The organism is Pseudomonas sp. FR229a (assembly GCF_030209115.1).
Classification (GTDB): domain Bacteria; phylum Pseudomonadota; class Gammaproteobacteria; order Pseudomonadales; family Pseudomonadaceae; genus Aquipseudomonas; species Aquipseudomonas moraviensis_A.
Map to the genome: position 1 here is coordinate 282,220 of NZ_JARVSP010000008.1, position 18,967 is coordinate 301,186.

At 60.1% G+C, this 18,967-nt stretch carries 18 protein-coding genes and 1 pseudogene; 7 read left to right on the forward strand and 12 right to left on the reverse strand.

What is annotated here, in order from left to right; all coding sequences use genetic code 11:
- Positions 1-100: 100 nt before the first annotated feature.
- The 6 genes and pseudogenes from QRN33_RS07885 to coaBC all read right to left on the reverse strand — a co-directional run bounded on the left by QRN33_RS07885 (position 101) and on the right by coaBC (position 5,781).
- Positions 101-484: a hypothetical protein gene (locus tag QRN33_RS07885; protein WP_116658670.1), complete on the reverse strand. Its 384-nt coding sequence runs from the start codon at positions 482-484 to the stop codon at positions 101-103.
- Complete coding sequence (locus QRN33_RS07890; RefSeq protein ID WP_042608116.1) at positions 471-1,043, reverse strand: hypothetical protein; 573 nt, start codon at positions 1,041-1,043, stop codon at positions 471-473. Before QRN33_RS07890 ends, QRN33_RS07885 begins: the two co-directional genes overlap by 14 nt.
- A gap of 439 nt (positions 1,044-1,482) precedes the next feature.
- Positions 1,483-2,388 carry an acetylglutamate kinase gene (argB, locus tag QRN33_RS07895; RefSeq protein ID WP_016772548.1) on the reverse strand — a complete coding sequence of 302 codons (906 nt, stop codon included), beginning with the start codon at positions 2,386-2,388 and terminating at the stop codon, positions 1,483-1,485.
- 17 nt (positions 2,389-2,405) lie between these two features.
- Positions 2,406-3,809: pseudogene (locus tag QRN33_RS07900) on the reverse strand (phosphomannomutase/phosphoglucomutase); the annotation flags it as partial.
- A gap of 302 nt (positions 3,810-4,111) precedes the next feature.
- On the reverse strand, positions 4,112-4,567 hold the full coding sequence (gene dut / locus QRN33_RS07905; protein WP_042608119.1) for a dUTP diphosphatase: 456 nt from the start codon (positions 4,565-4,567) through the stop codon (positions 4,112-4,114).
- A gap of 5 nt (positions 4,568-4,572) precedes the next feature.
- Positions 4,573-5,781, reverse strand: a complete 1,209-nt coding sequence (gene coaBC, locus QRN33_RS07910; protein ID WP_042608120.1) for a bifunctional phosphopantothenoylcysteine decarboxylase/phosphopantothenate--cysteine ligase CoaBC — start codon at positions 5,779-5,781, stop codon at positions 4,573-4,575.
- Positions 5,782-5,914: 133 nt separating this feature from the next.
- On the opposite strand from coaBC, the gene radC reads away from it, so the two are divergent.
- Positions 5,915-6,589 carry a RadC family protein gene (radC, locus tag QRN33_RS07915; RefSeq protein ID WP_042608121.1) on the forward strand — a complete coding sequence of 225 codons (675 nt, stop codon included), beginning with the start codon at positions 5,915-5,917 and terminating at the stop codon, positions 6,587-6,589.
- 84 nt (positions 6,590-6,673) lie between these two features.
- Here the strand turns inward: radC and QRN33_RS07920 are convergent, their stop codons facing one another.
- On the reverse strand, positions 6,674-8,263 hold the full coding sequence (locus QRN33_RS07920) for an ABC transporter substrate-binding protein (RefSeq protein WP_258639710.1): 1,590 nt from the start codon (positions 8,261-8,263) through the stop codon (positions 6,674-6,676).
- A 446-nt stretch (positions 8,264-8,709) separates the two neighbouring features.
- Here QRN33_RS07920 and rpmB point away from each other — a divergent pair, with 446 nt between their 5' ends.
- Together rpmB and rpmG are read left to right on the forward strand one after the other, a co-directional pair.
- Positions 8,710-8,943 carry a 50S ribosomal protein L28 gene (gene rpmB, locus QRN33_RS07925; RefSeq protein ID WP_007920377.1) on the forward strand — a complete coding sequence of 78 codons (234 nt, stop codon included), beginning with the start codon at positions 8,710-8,712 and terminating at the stop codon, positions 8,941-8,943.
- Between the two features lie 11 nt (positions 8,944-8,954).
- Entirely contained in the window at positions 8,955-9,110 is a 156-nt protein-coding gene (gene rpmG / locus QRN33_RS07930) for a 50S ribosomal protein L33 (RefSeq protein WP_016772554.1), read from the forward strand.
- Between the two features lie 177 nt (positions 9,111-9,287).
- Here rpmG and QRN33_RS07935 read toward each other — a convergent pair whose 3' ends face one another.
- Positions 9,288-9,650, reverse strand: coding sequence for a cupin domain-containing protein (locus tag QRN33_RS07935; RefSeq protein ID WP_042608123.1), 363 nt, complete (start codon positions 9,648-9,650; stop codon positions 9,288-9,290).
- Positions 9,651-9,886: 236 nt separating this feature from the next.
- Here QRN33_RS07935 and QRN33_RS07940 point away from each other — a divergent pair, with 236 nt between their 5' ends.
- Together QRN33_RS07940 and QRN33_RS07945 are read left to right on the forward strand one after the other, a co-directional pair.
- The gene (locus QRN33_RS07940; RefSeq protein WP_065616363.1) at positions 9,887-11,380 is read left to right on the forward strand and encodes an aldehyde dehydrogenase; all 1,494 of its coding nucleotides are present in this window, start codon (positions 9,887-9,889) and stop codon (positions 11,378-11,380) included.
- A gap of 184 nt (positions 11,381-11,564) precedes the next feature.
- Positions 11,565-12,710, forward strand: coding sequence for an MFS transporter (locus QRN33_RS07945; protein ID WP_042607138.1), 1,146 nt, complete (start codon positions 11,565-11,567; stop codon positions 12,708-12,710).
- 120 nt (positions 12,711-12,830) lie between these two features.
- Here QRN33_RS07945 and QRN33_RS07950 read toward each other — a convergent pair whose 3' ends face one another.
- Together QRN33_RS07950 and QRN33_RS07955 are read right to left on the reverse strand one after the other, a co-directional pair.
- Positions 12,831-14,399: a phospholipase D family protein gene (locus tag QRN33_RS07950; protein WP_285407911.1), complete on the reverse strand. Its 1,569-nt coding sequence runs from the start codon at positions 14,397-14,399 to the stop codon at positions 12,831-12,833.
- A 61-nt stretch (positions 14,400-14,460) separates the two neighbouring features.
- On the reverse strand, positions 14,461-15,882 hold the full coding sequence (locus QRN33_RS07955; RefSeq protein ID WP_064364648.1) for an aminotransferase-like domain-containing protein: 1,422 nt from the start codon (positions 15,880-15,882) through the stop codon (positions 14,461-14,463).
- 175 nt (positions 15,883-16,057) lie between these two features.
- On the opposite strand from QRN33_RS07955, the gene QRN33_RS07960 reads away from it, so the two are divergent.
- Positions 16,058-16,300 carry a DUF1127 domain-containing protein gene (locus tag QRN33_RS07960; protein ID WP_064364649.1) on the forward strand — a complete coding sequence of 81 codons (243 nt, stop codon included), beginning with the start codon at positions 16,058-16,060 and terminating at the stop codon, positions 16,298-16,300.
- Between the two features lie 118 nt (positions 16,301-16,418).
- Here the strand turns inward: QRN33_RS07960 and QRN33_RS07965 are convergent, their stop codons facing one another.
- Complete coding sequence (locus tag QRN33_RS07965; protein ID WP_285407914.1) at positions 16,419-17,729, reverse strand: NAD(P)/FAD-dependent oxidoreductase; 1,311 nt, start codon at positions 17,727-17,729, stop codon at positions 16,419-16,421.
- 146 nt (positions 17,730-17,875) lie between these two features.
- On the opposite strand from QRN33_RS07965, the gene QRN33_RS07970 reads away from it, so the two are divergent.
- Positions 17,876-18,229, forward strand: a complete 354-nt coding sequence (locus QRN33_RS07970) for a YkgJ family cysteine cluster protein (protein ID WP_042607134.1) — start codon at positions 17,876-17,878, stop codon at positions 18,227-18,229.
- A 118-nt stretch (positions 18,230-18,347) separates the two neighbouring features.
- Here QRN33_RS07970 and QRN33_RS07975 read toward each other — a convergent pair whose 3' ends face one another.
- Positions 18,348-18,836, reverse strand: a complete 489-nt coding sequence (locus QRN33_RS07975; RefSeq protein WP_010465173.1) for an Lrp/AsnC ligand binding domain-containing protein — start codon at positions 18,834-18,836, stop codon at positions 18,348-18,350.
- Positions 18,837-18,967 lie beyond the last annotated feature (131 nt).

Consider the following 18,967-nt stretch of genomic DNA (forward strand, 5'->3'; position numbering starts at 1 on the left):
ACTGAGCGATGTGAGGCGAATACCGCTTTCGCGAGCAGGCTCGCTCCCACAATAAAAAAGACCCAGTTCAGTCAGTCGAATTGGGTCTTTTTGTTGATGATTAACGCAGATTTCGCCATTTGATCAGCAGCCTCAGCGCGAGCCCCATATTGACCAGCGCAAACACCAACAGCGCGACAACCACCATCACGTACAGCGTGCGATCCACATCGAAATCCCACAGATCCAGCGTGCTGCTGCGCACGATTCCGACTGCCGCCGGCAAGTTAACGTAAAACAGCGCCACAAAAGCGCATGTCAATGGCAATGCGCGCCAGTAGACAGTGGCCAGAATCTTGTCTCGACTGCGTTTTCGAGCCTGCGAACCCTTTTGATATTCATCCTGCGCCAGCGCTTCATTGAGCGCCGGCCACGCCAGGTTGAACATGAACGTGGTCAGGGTCAGCAGCAAGCCACTGACCGCAACAATGTCACTGAACGGCATTCAGACCCAGCGTGGCGCAGAGCAATGCGTGGGAGTCTTCGCTGATCTCGAACTGCCCGGCGCTGCCCTTGCGTTTGGTGATGGGTTTGAAGGTCGGCTCGTTTTGCGTGATGAGCATATTCAACTCATCACGAATTACGTCTGAGCTGATTACCACCAGAAATACGTTTTGCGCATGTTCGGCGGACTCGATCACCGCGCGCATGCTCTGCTGCAGGATGTCGTCGAGCTGGTTGCGAAAGCGCGAAACGGTGTTCTTCAACAGGGTTTTGCTCTGGCTCTGGGTCAGTTGAAAGATCGTCGAAATCTGCGATTCGGTTGGCAGGGTTTGCCCGAAGTAACTCTGGATCAGATACAGCAGGCGATCCTGTTTGGCTTCGTCAGCCCGGCTGGGCATGCCGCCTTCGACCAGCATTTTCAGGTATTCGGTCAGGCTGGCCTTGGCGATGCGCTCCAGCGCATGGGCGATTTCGGCGTCGCCGATGCGCAAGGTCTTTTTCACCGGTTCCTTCTGTTCCTGCTCGAAAGCGTCGGCGTCGATCGTGAACGAGATCTGCATGGATCAGGCGCTCCGGATTATTTGTCGCTGGCTGCTGGATAGGGATCCTGAGGCGCATCTCCCTGGCCACGCAGCACTTTCCAACCCTTGAGAGGGTGAGAGGCTTGGGTGAAATCAGGGCAGGGTGGCATCGATGTTCGTGACGGGGCTGAATACTCTCGGCCGCAGTCCACGCAAGCATAAGTACCTGCTGAAATGTCACTGCCGTAAGGAACGCTGTCTTTTTGCATGGGAAGATCTCCACTGGATGAAAGGAAGATCCTAGGGGGATTTGTTCTGAGGGGATGTCGGACATTTCGCCGTGTGGAGTAAGGCGTTTCCTGCACGCATAAAAAAGACCGCAGCCCGCGGCAGCTCCTGCAAAAGCGGATTTCCGTAAGTGCGAAATCCCTGTAGGAACTGCCGAAGGCTGCGATCTTTTGCTTTCAGCGATCAGCCATCAAGGACGCTTGCGATTGCTGATCAGCGTACCCACGCCGGTGTCAGTGAAGATTTCCAGCAGGATCGCGTTCGGCACACGACCGTCGATGATCAACGAACTGCCAACCCCACCCTGAACCGCTTCCAGTGCACAACGGATCTTCGGCAGCATGCCGCCGTAAATCGTGCCGTCAGCGATCAAGTCATCGACCTGCTGCGTGCTCAGGCCGGTCAACACGGTGCCCGATTTGTCCATCAGGCCGGCGATGTTGGTCAACAGCATCAGCTTTTCAGCTTTCAGCGCTTCGGCAACCTTGCCCGCCACCAGGTCGGCATTGATGTTGTACGATTCGCCGTTTTCACCCACGCCGATCGGCGCAATCACCGGGATGAAGTTGCCCTTGACCAGCAGGTTCAGCAGTTCGGTGTTGATGCCGACGACTTCGCCGACGTGGCCGATGTCGATGATTTCCGGCTGGGTCATTTCCGGGGTCTGGCGGGAGACGGTGAGCTTCTTCGCGCGAATAAGCCCGGCATCTTTACCGGTCAGGCCGATGGCGCTGCCGCCATGGCGGTTGATCAGGTTGACGATGCTCTTGTTGACCTGACCGCCAAGGACCATTTCCACCACGTCCATGGTCGCCGCGTCGGTGACGCGCATGCCGTCGACGAAATGGCTTTCGATCGACAGGCGCTTGAGCAGATCACCAATCTGCGGGCCGCCACCGTGCACGACCACCGGGTTGATGCCCACGGCTTTCATCAGCACGATGTCGCGGGCGAAGCCGGTTTTCAGCTCCTCGCTTTCCATCGCGTTGCCGCCGTATTTGATCACCAGGGTCTTGCCGACGTAGCGTCGGATGTAAGGCAGCGCTTCGGACAGGACCTTGGCAGTGTTGGCGGCGGCTTCGCGTTCGAGGGTCATTCAGGGCTCCGGGTGGATCAGAACGGTAGTTGGAGATCAGGTGCAACGCGTTTCAGTTGGGCGTGGAACACATCCTTGATGCGCTGCAATTCAGCCTCGTCATCGGCCTCGAAGCGCAGCACCAGCACCGGCGTGGTGTTGGACGCGCGCACCAGGCCCCAGCCTTTGGCGTAATCGACCCGCACGCCGTCGATGGTGGTCAGGTCGGCGCCTGCGCCCCACTGTGCGTCGTGCAGTGCATCAATGATGCTGAATTTGCTCTCTTCGGTCACATGGATATTGATTTCCGGCGTAGAAATATCGTTCGGGAAGGTCGCGAACAGCTCTTCCGCGGTAGATTTTTCCTTGCTGAGGATCTCCAGCAGACGCGCGGCGCTGTAGATGCCGTCGTCGAAACCGAACCAGCGTTCCTTGAAGAAGATGTGCCCGCTCATTTCGCCGGCCAACAGCGCGCCGGATTGTTTCATTTTCTTTTTGATCAACGAGTGACCAGTCTTCCACATTAGCGGCCGACCGCCGTATTCCTTGATCAGCGGCACCAGGCGACGGGTGCATTTGACGTCGAAGATGATCTCCGCGTCCGGGTTGCGTGCCACCACATCGCGGGCGAACAGCATCAGCAGACGATCCGGGTAAACGATGCTGCCGGTGTTGGTCACCACGCCCACGCGGTCGCCGTCGCCGTCGAAGGCCAGGCCGATATCAGCGTTGGTCTCTTTGACCTTGGCGATCAGGTCGACGAGGTTTTCCGGTTTGCCCGGATCCGGGTGATGGTTCGGGAAGTTGCCGTCGACTTCGCAGAACAGCGGAATGACTTCGCAGTTCAGCGCTTCGATCAACTGCGGAGCGATGACGCCGGCCGCACCGTTACCGCAGTCGACCACGACTTTCAGGCGCCGGGCCAGTTTGATGTCCTGGACGATTTCGGTGTTGTAGCGGTCGAGGATTTCGACTTGGGTGACGCTGCCCTGGCCAGTGCTCAGATCGTTGTTCTTGATGCGTTCATGCAGCACTTGAATCTGTTCGTTGGCGAGGGTGTCGCCGGCGATCACGATCTTGAAGCCGTTGTAGTTGGACGGGTTGTGGCTGCCGGTGAGCATCACCCCGGACTTGCCGGCCAGCACGTTGGCGGCGTAGTACAGCGCCGGCGTCGGTACCAGACCGACATCGCTGACGTAGCAACCGCTCTCGGCGATACCGCGAATGAGTTCCGCAACCAGTTCCGGGCCGGACAGGCGGCCGTCGCGGCCGACCGACACGTTCGGTTCGCCCTGGGCCAGGCTTTGCGAGCCGATGGCGCGACCGATCCAGTAAGCGGTTTCACCGTTGAGGTATTCCGGCACGGTGCCACGAATGTCGTAGGCGCGGAAAATGCTGTCAGGCAGCTTCGGGGCGATCTTGGCGGGGGTGCTCATCTGTGGACATGCTCCATCTCGAAAAGGGCGGGACAGACCGACGAAATGTTCGACGGCAGGCTCAAACTGAAGGGTATGACGGCGTTTTCCACAGAGAGTTCGTGCTATGAAAGGGCCATGACGCCCCGGCTGACCGGGCTTGCGGCCGGCAATACCTTGATTTTGTGCGCTTAACCGTGCGCCACCCATTGCACAAATTTTGTGGCGAGGGAGCTTGCTCCCGCTTGGGTGCGCAGCGCCCACAAGATTTTGGGTCTGCTGCGCAGCCCAGCGGGAGCAAGCTCTCTCGCCACAATAGTGTCTTTGCGCTATTTGGTGCCGGTATGCCCGAAGCCGCCGGTGCCGCGTTCGGTTTCGACGAATTCCTCGACCATTTCGAAATGCGCCTGTACCACCGGTACCAGCACCAGTTGCGCCAGACGTTCGCCGACGGGCATGGTGAAGTCGCTCTGGCCGCGGTTCCAGCAGGAGACCATCAGCGGACCCTGATAATCGGAGTCGATCAGGCCGACCAGGTTGCCGAGAACGATGCCGTGTTTGTGGCCCATGCCCGAGCGCGGCAGGATCAGTGCCGCGAGGTTCGGGTCGCCGATGTAGACCGACAGGCCGGTGGGGATCAGCACGGTTTCACCCGGTTTGATCACGATGTTCTGTTCCAGCATGGCGCGCAGGTCGAGGCCGGCGGAGCCCGGAGTGGCGTATTGCGGCAGCGGGAACTCGGTACCGATGCGTGGATCGAGGATCTTGGCTTGCAAAGCGTGCATGTAAATTAAACCTGGTTCAGACGTTCGGCGATAAAAGTGACCAGTTGGCGAGCGATCTTGCTCTTGCTGGTCTGGGCGAAAACCGTGGCGTGCAGCTCACGGTCGATGACGCTGCAGGCGTTTTCTTCGCTGTTGAAACCGATGCTCGGGTTGGCGACGTCGTTGGCGACGATCAGATCGAGATTCTTGTCCTTCAGCTTGCGTGCAGCGTAGTCGAGCAGGTGTTCGGTTTCGGCGGCGAAGCCGACACTGAACGGGCGGTCGGTGCGGGTCGCGATGGTGGCAAGGATGTCCGGGTTGCGCACCATTTGCAGGACGAAGCCGTCACCGCTCGCAGGATCTTTCTTGAGTTTATGCGGCGCGACGACTTCAGGGCGGTAGTCCGCCACCGCTGCCGACGAGATGAACACGTCGCAAGGCATGGCCGATTCGCAGGCGGTGAGCATGTCGCGGGCGCTGACCACATCGATACGGGTGACGCGATCCGGCGTCGGCAGGTGTACCGGGCCGCTGATCAAGGTGACGCGGGCGCCGGCTTCCACGGCCGCTTCGGCGAGGGCAAAACCCATTTTGCCGGAGCTGTGGTTGGTGATGTAGCGCACCGGGTCGATGTTTTCCTGGGTCGGGCCGGCGGTGATCACCACATGCTTGCCGGTCAGCGCCAGGCGCTGGAAGCAGTCGGCGGCGAGCAGCGCCAGATCGGTGGCCTCCATCATGCGGCCCATGCCGACGTCGCCGCAGGCCTGACTGCCCGAGGCCGGGCCGAAAGTCTTCAGCCCACGGCTTTCCAGCAGTTGCAGGTTGGCCTGGGTCGCCGGGTCGCGCCACATTGCCTGATTCATCGCAGGCGCGACGGCCACTACGGCGTCGGTGGCCAGCACCAGTGTGGTCAGCAGATCGTTGGCAATGCCTTGGGCCAGACGGGCGATCAGGTCGGCGGTGGCCGGCGCGATGAGTACCAGATCGGCCCATTTCGCCAGCTCGATATGGCCCATGGCGGCTTCGGCGGCGGGGTCGAGCAAGTCGAGGTGAACCGGGTGGCCGGACAGGGCCTGCATGGTCAGCGGGGTAATGAATTCGGCGCCGCCGTGGGTCATGACCACGCGCACTTCGGCACCCTGGTCGATCAGGCGGCGAACCAGATCGGCGCTCTTGTAGGCCGCAATGCCGCCGCCGACGCCCAGAACGATGCGTTTCCGATACAGCCGCTGCATAGGTCTGCCTTTCATTTCGTTGATGACTGCGGTGCGATGCCCCTCCCCAGGGTTGAATCGACCGCCAAAAAGATGGGCTACGATATCACAGCGACCGCTACGGAACAGCGGCGCCCACAGACAAGGAGGTGCTATGAGTATTCGCGATTGGCCGGCGGCGGAACGCCCGCGGGAAAGGTTGTTGGAGCATGGAGCGGGGAGTCTGTCGGACGCTGAGTTACTGGCGATTTTTCTGCGCACCGGATTGCCCGGGAAAAGTGCTGTGGACCTCGCCAGACATCTGCTGACGCAATTTGGCGGCCTGCGTTTGCTGCTCGAGGCCGATCAGGACGCATTCAGCAAACAAATGGGCCTCGGCCCGGCCAAGTTCGCCCAGTTGCAAGCTGCGCAAGAAATGAGCAAGCGCCATCTGGCCGAGCGTTCACGGCAGAAACCGGCGCTGGAAAACCCTCAGGTCGTCCGCGACTACCTCAAGGCCATGCTGCGCCATGAGCCGCACGAGGTGTTCGGCTGCCTGTTTCTTGATTCAAAACATCAGGTGCTGAATTTCGAGGCGCTGTTTCGCGGCTCGATCGACAACACCAGCGTGCATCCCCGGGAGGTGGTGAAACGCGCGCTGGCCAACAACGCGGCGGCGGTGATCCTGTGTCACAACCATCCGTCCGGCAACACCGACCCGAGCCAGGCGGATCGGCTGCTGACCAAGCGCTTGCAGAAGACCCTGGAGTTGATTGACGTGCGGGTGCTCGATCACTTCATCGTCGGTGACGGCGAGCCGTTGTCGATGGCGGAGTGTGGCTGGATGTAAAAGAGCAGCGGCAAGCCTCTAGCTGCAAGCGGCAAGCTGGAGCCGTGCGCGGAGTGCTCTAGCTTGCCGCTTGCCGCTTGCCGCTTAGGGCTTGAGGCTGATTTTTGAATAATCCTGCCGGCCGAACGGGCTGACGGAATAACCCTGAACGTCCTTGCGGGTCAGCGCGTAGGCGGTCGGGTGCGCCAGTGGCAGCCACAACGCCTGCTGCTGGATCTGCGCCTGTGCCTGTTCATACAGCTTGGTGCGTACGCCTTGTTCGCTGGTGGTCTTGCCGGCGCTGATCAGCTTGTCCAGATCGGCGTTGCAGTACCGCGCAAAGTTGGTGCCGGACTTCACTGCTGCGCAGGAAAACTGCGGGGTGAGGAAGTTGTCCGGGTCGCCGTTATCGCCAGCCCAGCCCATGAACAACAGGTCATGTTCGCCGGCCTTGGCGCGGCGAATCAGTTCGCCCCATTCGATCACCCGGATCTCCGCCTGAATGCCGATCTCGGCCAGGTCCGATTGCAGCATCTGCGCGCCGAGGCTCGGGTTGGGGTTGAGCAGGCTGCCCGATGGGCGCGTCCAGATCGTGGTCTGGAAGCCATCCTTCAATCCGGCCTTGGCCAGCAGCGCCTTGGCTTTGGCCACGTCGTGCGGATAGCCCGGCAGGTTCTTCGCATAGCTCCAGGTGTTCGGCGGGTAGGGGCCGTTGGCCGCCTCGGCGGTGTCTTCGAACACGGCTTTGATGTAGCTCGCCTTGTCGAAAGCGAGGTTGATCGCCTGGCGCACTTCCGGCTTGTCCAGTGGCGGATGCTGGCTGTTGATGCCCACGAAGGCGGTCATGAATGCGTCAGTCTTTTCGACTTTCAGTGTTGGTTCTTTCAGCGCGGCCTGTACGTCCAATGGTTTCGGTGACAGGGCGATCTGGCATTCATTGCGCCGCAGCTTTTGCAGACGCACGTTGGCATCCGGCGTGATGGCGAAGATCAGCGGGTCGACGGCAGGCTTGCCACGGAAGTAATCCGGGTTGGCCTTGTAGCGGATCGCCGCGTCTTTCTGGAAGCGATTGAACACAAACGGGCCAGTGCCGATCGGTTGGCTGTTGAGTTTCTCGGTCGCGCCAGCCTTCATCAGCTTGTCGGCATATTCGGCGGAATAGATCGAGGCGAAACCCATGCTCAGGGTGGCGAGGAAGGTCGAATCCGGATGATCAAGAGTGAATCGCACGGTGAGCGGGTCGAGGGCATCGATCTTCTTGATCAGAGTCGGCAGTTGCATCGACTGCGCATGGGGGAAGCCGCTTTGGGCGACTTTGTGCCACGGGTTGGCCGGGTCGAGCATGCGGTCGAAGCTGAACTTGACGTCTTCGGCACTCATCTCGCGGCTGGGCTTGAAGTAATCGGTTGTATGAAATTTCACCTGCGGGTGCAGCTTGAATACATACGTCAGGCCATCAGTGCTGACTTCCCAGCTGTCGGCCAGGCTCGGGATGACCTTGCCACTGGCGGTGTCGAAATCCACCAGACGGTTCATCAGTACGTCAGCCGAAGCGTTGGTGGTAGTCAGCGAGTTGTACTGCACCACGTCGAACCCTTCAGGGCTGGCCTCGGTACAGACGCTCAAAGCGGCGGCCTGGGCGAGGGGGCTCAGCAGGAGCGGGGCGAGCAACAGGGGTAGGGCAGCGAGGCGCATGGTCGGTTTCCTTTACAGATCGAAGGCCCATCTGCAAGTGCAGTCTGGAAAAGTCCTACCCTAGAGCTCTGAATTGCAAATGACTATCCCCTTTTTGCATTTTCAGCCGCAGTCTTGTGCGGTTTCGGGCACCGCCAGGGAGATGAAAAGTCTGAATCGCCTGTAGGGCCGGAATTCTGCGACGAGTGGTCAAAACTCGTCGCGGCCTTTATTCAAGGCACCTGAGGCGGAAAAAATCGCCCCTTTTCCGATTGATTGCACACCGATTGTTGTTGCACCCCGGTCTTTCTGGTATAAAGCAGCGCTCTTTTCTAGGGGCCCGGTTCCTTCACTGTAGGTGTAGCCGGTAAGACCTCTAAAGAAACGCGGCGCCTGGCGCCAAATGACTGAGAGATTAAGCGGCCAACCCATGCCGGGTTGGGCATGTGGTTTTAGAGGGCTGAGGCATGTCGAGAGTATGTCAAGTTACCGGTAAGGGTCCGGTGACTGGGAATAACATTTCCCACGCAAACAACAAAACCCGTCGTCGTTTCCTGCCGAACCTGCAGCATCACCGCTTCTGGGTTGAAGAAGAGAAACGTTTTGTGCGTCTGCGCGTATCTGCCAAAGGCATGCGTATCATCGACAAGCGTGGCATCACTGTCGTGCTCGCCGAACTTCGCCGCGATGGCAAGATTTAAGGGAGCTAATCATGCGTGAATTGATTCGTTTGATCTCGAGCGCCGGTACTGGTCACTTCTACACTACCGACAAGAACAAGCGTACTACCCCGGACAAAATCGAGATCAAGAAATATGATCCGGTTGTTCGCAAGCACGTGATGTACAAGGAAGGCAAAATCAAGTAATTGATTTTTCCTGACTGCGAAAAAGGCCCGTATCTCACGATACGGGCCTTTTTTGTTGCCTCGGATTTGGCGGTGTCTGGTGGGGCCTCATCGCGAGCAGGCTCACTCCTACACGTGGAATGCGGTCCTGTAGGAGTGAGCCTGCTCGCGATAGGGCCAGATCAGGCAGCGAACATCTCAAGCCTTCTGTTCAAAGATCACATAAACCTTGCGGCACGCCTCCAGCACTTCCCAGGTGCCACGAAACCCCGCCGGAATTACAAACCGGTCGCCAACCCGCAAGGTCTTGGCATTGCCATCGCTGTCACGCAATACCGATACGCCCTGAAGGATTTCGCAGTATTCATGCTCGGTGTAATTCACCGTCCACTGACCCACCGCGCCTTCCCACACTCCCACGCCCATTTGCCCACAAGGGCTGTCGTATTGATGGAACACCGCTTGCTCAGGGTCGCCCTTGAGCACTTTCGTCGGATCCGGGCGATAGCGCTCGGCTTCGCTGCTGGCGAGGCTGATGTCGACGACGTTGTGGATGTTCATTGTTGTTTTCTCCGCTGATGACGACGCGTGGGCTGGAATGAGCCGAAGTCTATGTTTATTAAAATGAACACCGCAAGGCTGTATGGCCAGCTTATGTCAAATATATTGAAACAAACCCGGCCGCTGGTTTAGGGTGGCGGGTGCCTTGGGCCGAAAGTGCAGGCTGGCCGGGCAGGATTCTTGAACAGCGCCGCAGCGCTTGCGGTGCTTGTATTCAATAAGAGGAGGACACCCGAATGACCACCCTGACTCGTGCCGACTGGGAACAACGCGCCCGCGATCTGCAAATCGAAGGCCGCGCCTTCCTGAATGGCGAATACACCGACGCCGTCTCCGGCGAAACCTTCGAATGCATCAGCCCGGTCGATGGCCGTCTGCTTGGCAAGATCGCCAGCTGTGACGCTGCCGACGCCGACCGTGCCGTAGAAAACGCCCGCGCTACTTTCAATTCCGGTGTCTGGTCGCGCCTGGCGCCGACCAAACGCAAAGCCACCATGATCCGCTTCGCCAGTCTGCTGAAACAGCACGCCGAAGAACTGGCGCTGCTGGAAACCCTCGACATGGGCAAGCCGATCAGTGATTCGCTGTATATCGACGTGCCAGGCGCGGCGCAGGCGCTGAGCTGGAGCGGCGAAGCGATCGACAAGATCTACGACGAAGTCGCCGCTACCCCGCATGATCAACTCGGTCTGGTGACTCGCGAGCCGGTAGGCGTGGTCGGCGCTATCGTACCGTGGAATTTCCCGTTGATGATGGCCTGCTGGAAGCTCGGCCCGGCGTTGTCGACCGGTAACTCGGTAATCCTCAAGCCGTCGGAAAAATCGCCGCTGACCGCCATCCGTATCGCTGCACTGGCCATTGAAGCCGGTATTCCGAAAGGCGTGCTCAACGTGCTGCCGGGCTATGGTCATACCGTCGGCAAGGCGCTGGGCCTGCACAATGACGTCGACACGCTGGTGTTCACCGGTTCGACGAAGATCGCCAAGCAACTGATGGTCTACGCCGGCGAATCGAACATGAAACGCGTCTGGCTGGAAGCGGGCGGCAAGAGCCCGAACATCGTCTTCGCCGATGCGCCGGATCTGCAGGCCGCCGCCGAATCTGCCGCCAGCGCCATCGCTTTCAACCAGGGCGAAGTGTGCACCGCCGGTTCGCGTCTGCTGGTCGAGCGTTCGATCAAGGACAAATTCCTGCCGATGGTCATCGAAGCGCTGAAAACCTGGAAACCCGGCAATCCGCTGGACCCGGCGACCAACGTCGGTGCGCTGGTCGATACCCAGCAGATGAACACCGTGTTGTCGTACATCGAATCCGGCCACAGCGATGGCGCCAGACTGGTCGCCGGCGGCAAGCGCATCCTCCAGGAAACTGGTGGCACTTACGTTGAGCCGACCATTTTCGACGGCGTGAGCAATGCGATGAAGATTGCCCAGGAAGAGATCTTCGGCCCAGTGTTGTCGGTGATCGCTTTCGATACCGCCGAAGAAGCCATCCAGATCGCCAACGACACGCCATACGGCCTGGCCGCAGCGGTGTGGACCCAGGACATCTCCAAGGCACACTTGACCGCCAAGGCCTTGCGCGCCGGTAGTGTGTGGGTCAACCAGTACGACGGCGGCGACATGACTGCGCCGTTCGGTGGCTTCAAACAGTCGGGCAACGGTCGCGACAAATCGCTGCACGCCTTCGACAAGTACACCGAGCTGAAGGCGACGTGGATCAAGCTGTGATGCATTAAGGGGCCTGAGTAGATCAGGCTTCCGACCATACAGAGATCCCCTGTGGGAGCGAGCCTGCTCGCGAAAGCGGTGTATCAGTCAGCAGACCTGCTGAATGTGAAACCGTATTCGCGAGCAGGCTCGCTCCCACAGTGGTTTTGTGGTGCACATAAAAATATCCACAGGAGCGTGGAACATGCGGTGGGCGACCTATTTCGCCGTGTTGGCGTCTGTCTTGAGTGTCGGCCTGGCCCTGGGGGTCAGCATGCCATTGGTATCGTTGCGTCTGGAGGGCTGGGGTTACGGCTCATTCGCCATCGGTGTGATGGCGGCGATGCCGGCGATCGGTGTGCTGCTGGGTGCGAAGATTTCCAGCCATCTCGCTGCGTATTTCGGCACCGCTAACCTGATGCGTCTGTGCCTGTGGGCCGGGGCATTGTCGATCGGTTTACTGGCGTTGCTGCCGAGTTATCCGATCTGGTTGCTGCTGCGGCTGCTGATCGGCGTGATCCTGACCATCGTGTTCATCCTTGGTGAGAGCTGGATCAATCAGCTGGTTGTCGAAAAGTGGCGCGGGCGTCTGGTAGCGCTGTATGGCAGCAGCTATGCGCTGAGCCAGCTGTCCGGTCCATTGCTGCTGGGCGCGCTGGGCACCGAGCATGATTACGGTTTTTGGGTCGGGGTGGGTCTGCTGACGGTCTCGCCCTTCCTGCTCTTGGGTCGCAGCGGCGCGCCGAGCAGTGAGGCCAACAGCGTGACATTTGGCGATCTGTGGGGCTTTGCCCGGGAGTTGCCGGCGATTGCCTGGGCAGTGTCGTTGTTCGCCGCGTTCGAGGCGATGATCCTGACGTTGCTGCCGGTGTACTGCCTGCAACAGGGGTTCACCGCCGAAATCGCCTTGGCCATGGTCAGCACCGTGGTGGTCGGCGATGCGCTGTTGCAACTGCCGATCGGCGCATTGGCTGATTACCTGTCGCGGCGCACGCTGTTTGCCGGGTGCGCGGTGGTGTTGATGCTGTCGAGTCTGGCCATTCCAGTGTTGCTCGACACGCTGCTGATCTGGCCGCTGTGGGTGCTGTTCGGTGCCAGTGCCGGCGGCCTGTTTACCCTGTCGCTGATCCTGATTGGCGAGCGTTACCGTGACGATGCGCTGGTGCGCGCCAATGCGCATATCGCGCAGTTGTGGGGTGTCGGTTGTCTGGTCGGGCCGTTGGCGGCGGGGGCAGGCAGTCAGTGGATCAATGGGCATGCATTGCCGCTGTTGATGGCGGCGGGTGCGTTTGGATTGGTGCTTTTGTTGTTGCGCCAGGGGGCTTTTGGCACAACGGCAGAAGCTGCCTGAGCGCACTCCTGTGGGAGCGAGCCTGCTCGCGAAAGCGGTGCACCAGTCAGCTCATTTCTGGATGTGGAACCTTTTTTCGCGAGCAGGCTCGCTCCCACAAGGGATCACCAACAGACGGACTTACAGCATCCGTTCCAGGCCGACGCTGGTGCTGAACCACGAGTTGAAACGCCGCCACCAGCTCCCCGGTTCCTTGGTCAGGGTATGCATCTGTCCGTTGTCCTCCGTGACCCAGACGACCTTGCCGTCCTCAAGCTTCGCCTGATAACTCAGGGTTGGCGCCATGCCTTGCAACGCTAGTGTGCGGACGTGCTCGGCCAGTTCCGGGCTGTCGACCAGAATGCCGACTTCGGTGTTCCACAGCACCGAGCGCGGGTCGAAATTGAACGAGCCGATAAACGATTTGCGCCGATCGAAAATCATCGCCTTGCTGTGCAGGCTGGAATCCGAGCCGCGATACGAGCGGCTGTAGAACACTCGCGGACCGCTGCCATAGTTATCCCCAGGCTGGCGCCGCAGTTCATAGAGTTTCACCCCGTGTTCCAGCAACGCCTTGCGATAGGGCGCGTAGCCGCCATGCACCGCCGGCACGTCGGTGGCCTCCAGCGAATTGGTCAACAGGCTCACGGAGACCCCGGCATCGGCGCGCCCGGTCAGGTAGACCAGCCCCGGCTGACCCGGCACGAAATACGCGGAAATCATGATCAGCTCTTTGCTGACACCGGTGAGTTCCGGCGCCAGTTGTGTGGTCAGCAGCAGGTGCGGATCAGGTTCGCCCTTGGACAGAACCTTGCTCGGCGCATCCCACAACGCCTGGTTCCAGGCCCAGATCAGCTCTTTGCGCCAGATGTCCATGCGCGGGTCGGTGGTGAACTTCATCAACTGCTGATACAGCGCGTGGTTCTGCCTGCGGGTTTCCTCCAGCGACTCTTCCAGGCGCGTGCGCGTGTTTTCCAGGTCGGCGGCGGTCGGCTGGCTGGAGAGGAATTCGTCGATCGGCTTGCTCAGCGCACTGTTCCAGTACTGATCGAAACTGTGCCCGAGCTGCTCGGCCACCGGGCCGATGCTGAGCATGTCGATGTCGGTGAAATTCAGGTTGGGTTCGGCGTCGAAATACTCGTCGCCCAGATTGCGCCCGCCGACGATGGCCGCGCTGTTGTCCGCCAGCCACAACTTGTTGTGCATACGCCTATGCTGCACAGACAGATTGAACAGTCGCCCGGCCGCACGCGTGACGCCGGTGCTGCGTCCCAGGTGCAACGGATTGAACAAGCGAATCTGAATCTGCGGATGCGCCGCCAGGGTGGCGATGATCTGGTCGAGGCCGTCGCTGGTGGTGTCATCGAGCAGGATGCGCACACGCACGCCACGGTCGGCAGCCTTGAGCACTTCCTCCACCAGCATCCGCGTGCTGATGCCGTCGTGGACGATGTAGTACTGCAAATCGAGGCTGACCTGGGCGTGACGAATCAGCTCGGCCCTGGCAGTAAACGCCTCACCGCTGTCGGAGAGCAGGCGAAACCCGGACTGCCCCTTGTAGGGCGCGGCCTGCGCCTGGATCGAGCGGCCGAAACTCGATTCCGACGCCGGCAGGGCCTGGCTCGGTTCGCGCGGTACATCAAGGCTGGCGCAGCCGCTGAGGAACGAGGCGAGTATCAGTAAAGCGAGTAGGGGCTGTCTGAAGCTCACGTAGGATCGTTCCGGTTGGCGGTTGAGGTCGGCATTTTGGACGCCGGGCTGACAAAAAAGGTCAGTCGGTCTCAGCGAGTAATTTGATTGCCGCGGCACCGACCTTGCGCACCGCCTCTTCGATCTGCGCTGTTGGTTTGGCAGCGTAGTTCATCCGCAGACAATTGCGGTATTTGCCCGAGGCGGAAAAGATGCTGCCGACGGCAATCTGTACGCCCTGATCGTGCAGCGCGCGATTCAGTTTCAGCGTGTCGAAACCGTCCGGCAGCTCCACCCAGAGCATGAAGCTGCCCTGCGGGCGACTGGCGCGAGTGCCGGCGGGGAAGTAGCGGGTCACCCAGTCGATCATCGCATCACGATTGCGCTGGTACTGCATGCGCATGCGCCGCAGGTGCGGCTCGAAATGGCCGGCCTTGATGAATTCGGCAATGGCGATCTGCGGTTGTGGCGCGGTGGATCCGGTGCTTATGTATTTCATGTGCAGCACCCGCTCCAGATACCGGCCCGGCGCCACCCAGCCGATGCGCAGCCCCGGCGCCAGGGTCTTGGAGAACGAGCTGCAGAGCAACACGCGGCCGTCTTCATCGAAGGATTTGATCGTACGTGGGCGCGGGTAGGTGTAGGCCAGTTCGCCATACACATCGTCTTCGATGATCGCCACGTCGAAACGCTGGGCCAGCGTCAACAGGGCGCGCTTGCGCGACTCGGGCATGACGTAGCCGAGGGGGTTGTTGCAGTTGGGCGTGAGCTGAATGGCCTTGATCGGCCACTGTTCCAAGGCCAGTTCAAGCGCGTCGAGGCTGATACCGGTGAGCGGGTCGGTGGGGATTTCCAGGGCTTTCATGCCCAGGCCTTTGAGGGTCTGCATGGCGCCGTGGAAGCTCGGTGAGTCCACCGCGACGATGTCGCCCGGCTCGCAGATCGCGTGGATGCTGGTGGACAGCGCTTCGTGGCAGCCAGTGGTGATCACCAGATCGCTGGCGCTCAACTGACAGCCGGAATCAAGCATCAGGCGTGCGATCTGTTCGCGCAGTTCGAGGTTGCCGTGGATGTTGTCGTAATACAGACCGGGCATATCCTGCCGCCGACTGATCCGTGCGAGTCCACGCAGCAATGGTTTCATGGTCGGCGAGCCGACATCGGGCATGCCGCGGCCCAACTGCACAACGTCTTTGCGCGGTACGGCGCGAATCAATTCCAGCACCTGATCCCACTGCGAAATCTCCACCGGCCGTTGCGCCGGGCGGCCGATCGCCGGCAATTCCGGCAGTTCGCGGCCAACGGGCACGAAATAGCCGGACTTGGGTTTTGGCGTGGCCAGACCGCTGTCTTCGAGCACGCGATAGGCCTGCTGCACCGTGCTCAGACTGACTCCGTGTTCAACGCTCAGTGCACGCACTGACGGCAAGCGATCGCCGGGGCGATAGAAGCCCTGTTCGATGCGGGTGCCGAGCAATTCGGCGAGGTTTACATACAGAGTCATGGTGGTCTCGGTGTGCAGTGATGAAAACCAGTACAGATGCGGCAAAAAACGATCATTCAGTCAGCGAATCGGCAAATCTGTATGGAGTTAATACAGGTTCGTTGAGTCTGTAATGGTTTTGCCGGCCCGCGCATCATGGAATCTCTGGCTACCCAAGTAAACAGGAGCAACGAAAATGAACGGCTTGAGCGATGTGCGGCTGACGTTACACAGTCAGGAACTGGCGGCAGGGCAGAAGGACAACGCGCGCAATCAGCTGCGTAACGCGCCGTCCGGCCTGAGTCGCTGGGGTCTGTTCTGGCAGCGTCTGCACACGCGCAAGGCGTTGCTGGCGCTGACGGCGGATCAGCTCAAGGATATCGGGCTGACCCGTGAGCAGGCGCGGGAGGAGGGGTTGAAGCCGTTCTGGCGGATCTGAGATCTGTATCGTTCTTGCGGGCCTCATCGCGAGCAGGCTCACTCCTACAGGGCAAACTCATTTCAACTGTAGCAGTGAGCCTGCTCGCGATAGGGCCCTTAAAGCCACCGCAACTCTGTCAGACCAACTCTTTAAGCCGATGCCACAACATTCCCAGCGCCAACAGCGGCGAGCGCAAATGCTTGCCACCGGGGAAGGTGATGTGCGGCACCTTGGCGAACAGATCAAAGCCACCGCCATGCTGCCCGCTGATCGCCTCGGCCAGCAGCTTGCCGGCCAGGTGTGTGGCATTCACCCCATGACCGGAATAGGCCTGGGCGTAATACACGTTCGGCTGGTCGGCGAGCCGGCCGATCTGCGGCAAGCGGTTGGCGCCGATGCCGATCATCCCGCCCCATTGATAGTCAATTTTCACCCCGGCCAGTTGCGGGAACACTTCAAGCATCTTCGGCTGCATATAAGCGCCGATGTCTTTCGGATCACGCCCTGAATAATGGCAGGCACCACCGAACAGCAAGCGTCGATCCGCCGAGAGCCGATAGTAATCCAGCGCTACTCGTTGATCGCAGACCGCCATGTTCTGCGGCAGCAGGTCATGCGCCTGCTCTTCGCTCAGCGGCTCTGTGGCGATGATGTAGCTGCCGGCGGGCAGAACCTTTCCGCTCAGTTGCGGATTCAAGTCGTTGAGATAAGCATTGCAGCCCAGCACCAGAGTCTTCGCCCGCACCGAGCCCTGCGCCGTGTGCACTTTCACTTCGGGGCCGTAATCGATGCGCGTCACCGCCGAACGCTCGAACAGCTGAACGCCCAGTTGCTGCGCCGCAGCCGCTTCGCCCAGCGCCAGATTCAGCGGGTGCAGATGCCCGGAACCCATGTCGATCAAGCCGCCCACGTAGCGCTTGGAGCCGACCACTGTGTGCATTTCACCGGCTTTTAACAGGCGGGTTTCGTAGCGATAACCGAGGCTGCGCAGTTCTTCGGCGTCTTCGGCAAAACCGTCGAGATCGGAAGGCTTGTTGGCAAGGTCGCAGTAGCCCCAGGTCAGGTCGCAGGCAATGCCGAAACGCTCCACGCGCTGGCGGACGATTTCCACTGCTTCCAGGCCCATGAGCTTCATCTCGCGCACGCCGTCGGCCCCGATGACATTGGCGAACTGATCGAGGCCGTGACCGACGCCGCGAATCAACTGCCCGCCGTTGCGACCGCTGGCGCCCCAGCCGATCCTGTGCGCTTCCAGCAACACTACGCTGAGGCCGCGCTCGGCCAGTTCCAGTGCCGTGTTCAACCCGGAAAAGCCGCCGCCGACCACGCAGACGTCAGCCGCCACCTCGCCTTGCAGCACAGGATGGTCGGGCTGCGGCAAGCTGCTGGCGGCGTAATAAGAGGCAACGTGGGGCTGGCTCGCGGTGGTCTGGGCGCGGGCGGTCATGGGCATCATCCAACGGCTGAGTGTCGAGAAAATTTGACGGAGCATAAGCTGCGCGGCTGAAGGCGGGCAACATCGGTCGGTCTGCGGTGTCTGGATCCGGGCTTTTGCGGCACAATCGTTGTCCCGCCACTTTGGTCACTGTTTCGATGAGCTGCAACAGCCAGAAAATCCGCGCCCTGCGTCAGCAGATCCCGACGTTCGAATGCGTGCCGGGCTGCCACGACTGCTGCGGGCCAGTGACCACTTCGCCCGAAGAGATGGCACGACTGCCGCGCAAGACCCGCGCCGAGCAGGATGCGGCGCTGGAAGAACTCAACTGTGTACACCTGGGGCCGAATGGCTGCACGGTGTATGAAGAGCGACCGCTGATCTGCCGATTGTTCGGCACCACCAAGACCTTGCCGTGCCCCAACGAGCGGCGACCGGTGGAGTTGATTCATCCGCGGGTGGAGAAGCAGATATTCGAATACATGGCGGCGAATCGGCAGGTGCTGGTTTAACACGTTCACTCGGAACCGAGTTGACGCTATCGCGAGCAGGCTCACTCCTACAAGGGTACGCATTGCAAGTGTAGGAGTGAGCCTGCTCGCGATAGGGCCGGGTCGGGCACCGAAAATGTCAGTCCGGAATCGGCAGGCACAGGCTCTCTTTCACCTCTTCCATGACGATGTAACTCTTCGATTCGCGCACATGCGGCAGCTTCAACAGAATGTCGCCCAGCAGCTTGCGGTACGAGGCCATCTCGGAAATCCGCGCCTTCACCAGATAATCGAAATCCCCTGAGACCAAATGACACTCCAACACATGGGGCAGCTTCAGCACCGCGCGGCGAAACTCCTCGAAAGTGTCGCCGGATTTGTAATCGAGGCTGATCTCGACAAACACCAGCAGGCTCCCCTTCAAATGCTGCGGATTGAGCCGGGCGTTGTAGCCCATGATGATTCCTTCGCGCTCCAGGCGCCGCACGCGCTCGGTGCATGGCGTGGTCGAGAGGCCGACCTTTTCCCCTAGTTCGGTAAAGGAAATCCGCCCGTCCGCCTGCAGGATTCGCAGGATATTGCGGTCGATCTTGTCCAGCTCACGTTTGGTCTGAGTGTTGGTACGCATAGGGGATGCGCCTCCGTGAAAAGGGTTTTTGCCGAGAATTGTCGCCAAATATAGGCGCTTATATAGTGAAAAGCACTGGCATTTCTTTTTTACACTGCGCTCATCATTGCTCTAACAAACAGTTCGGCGAA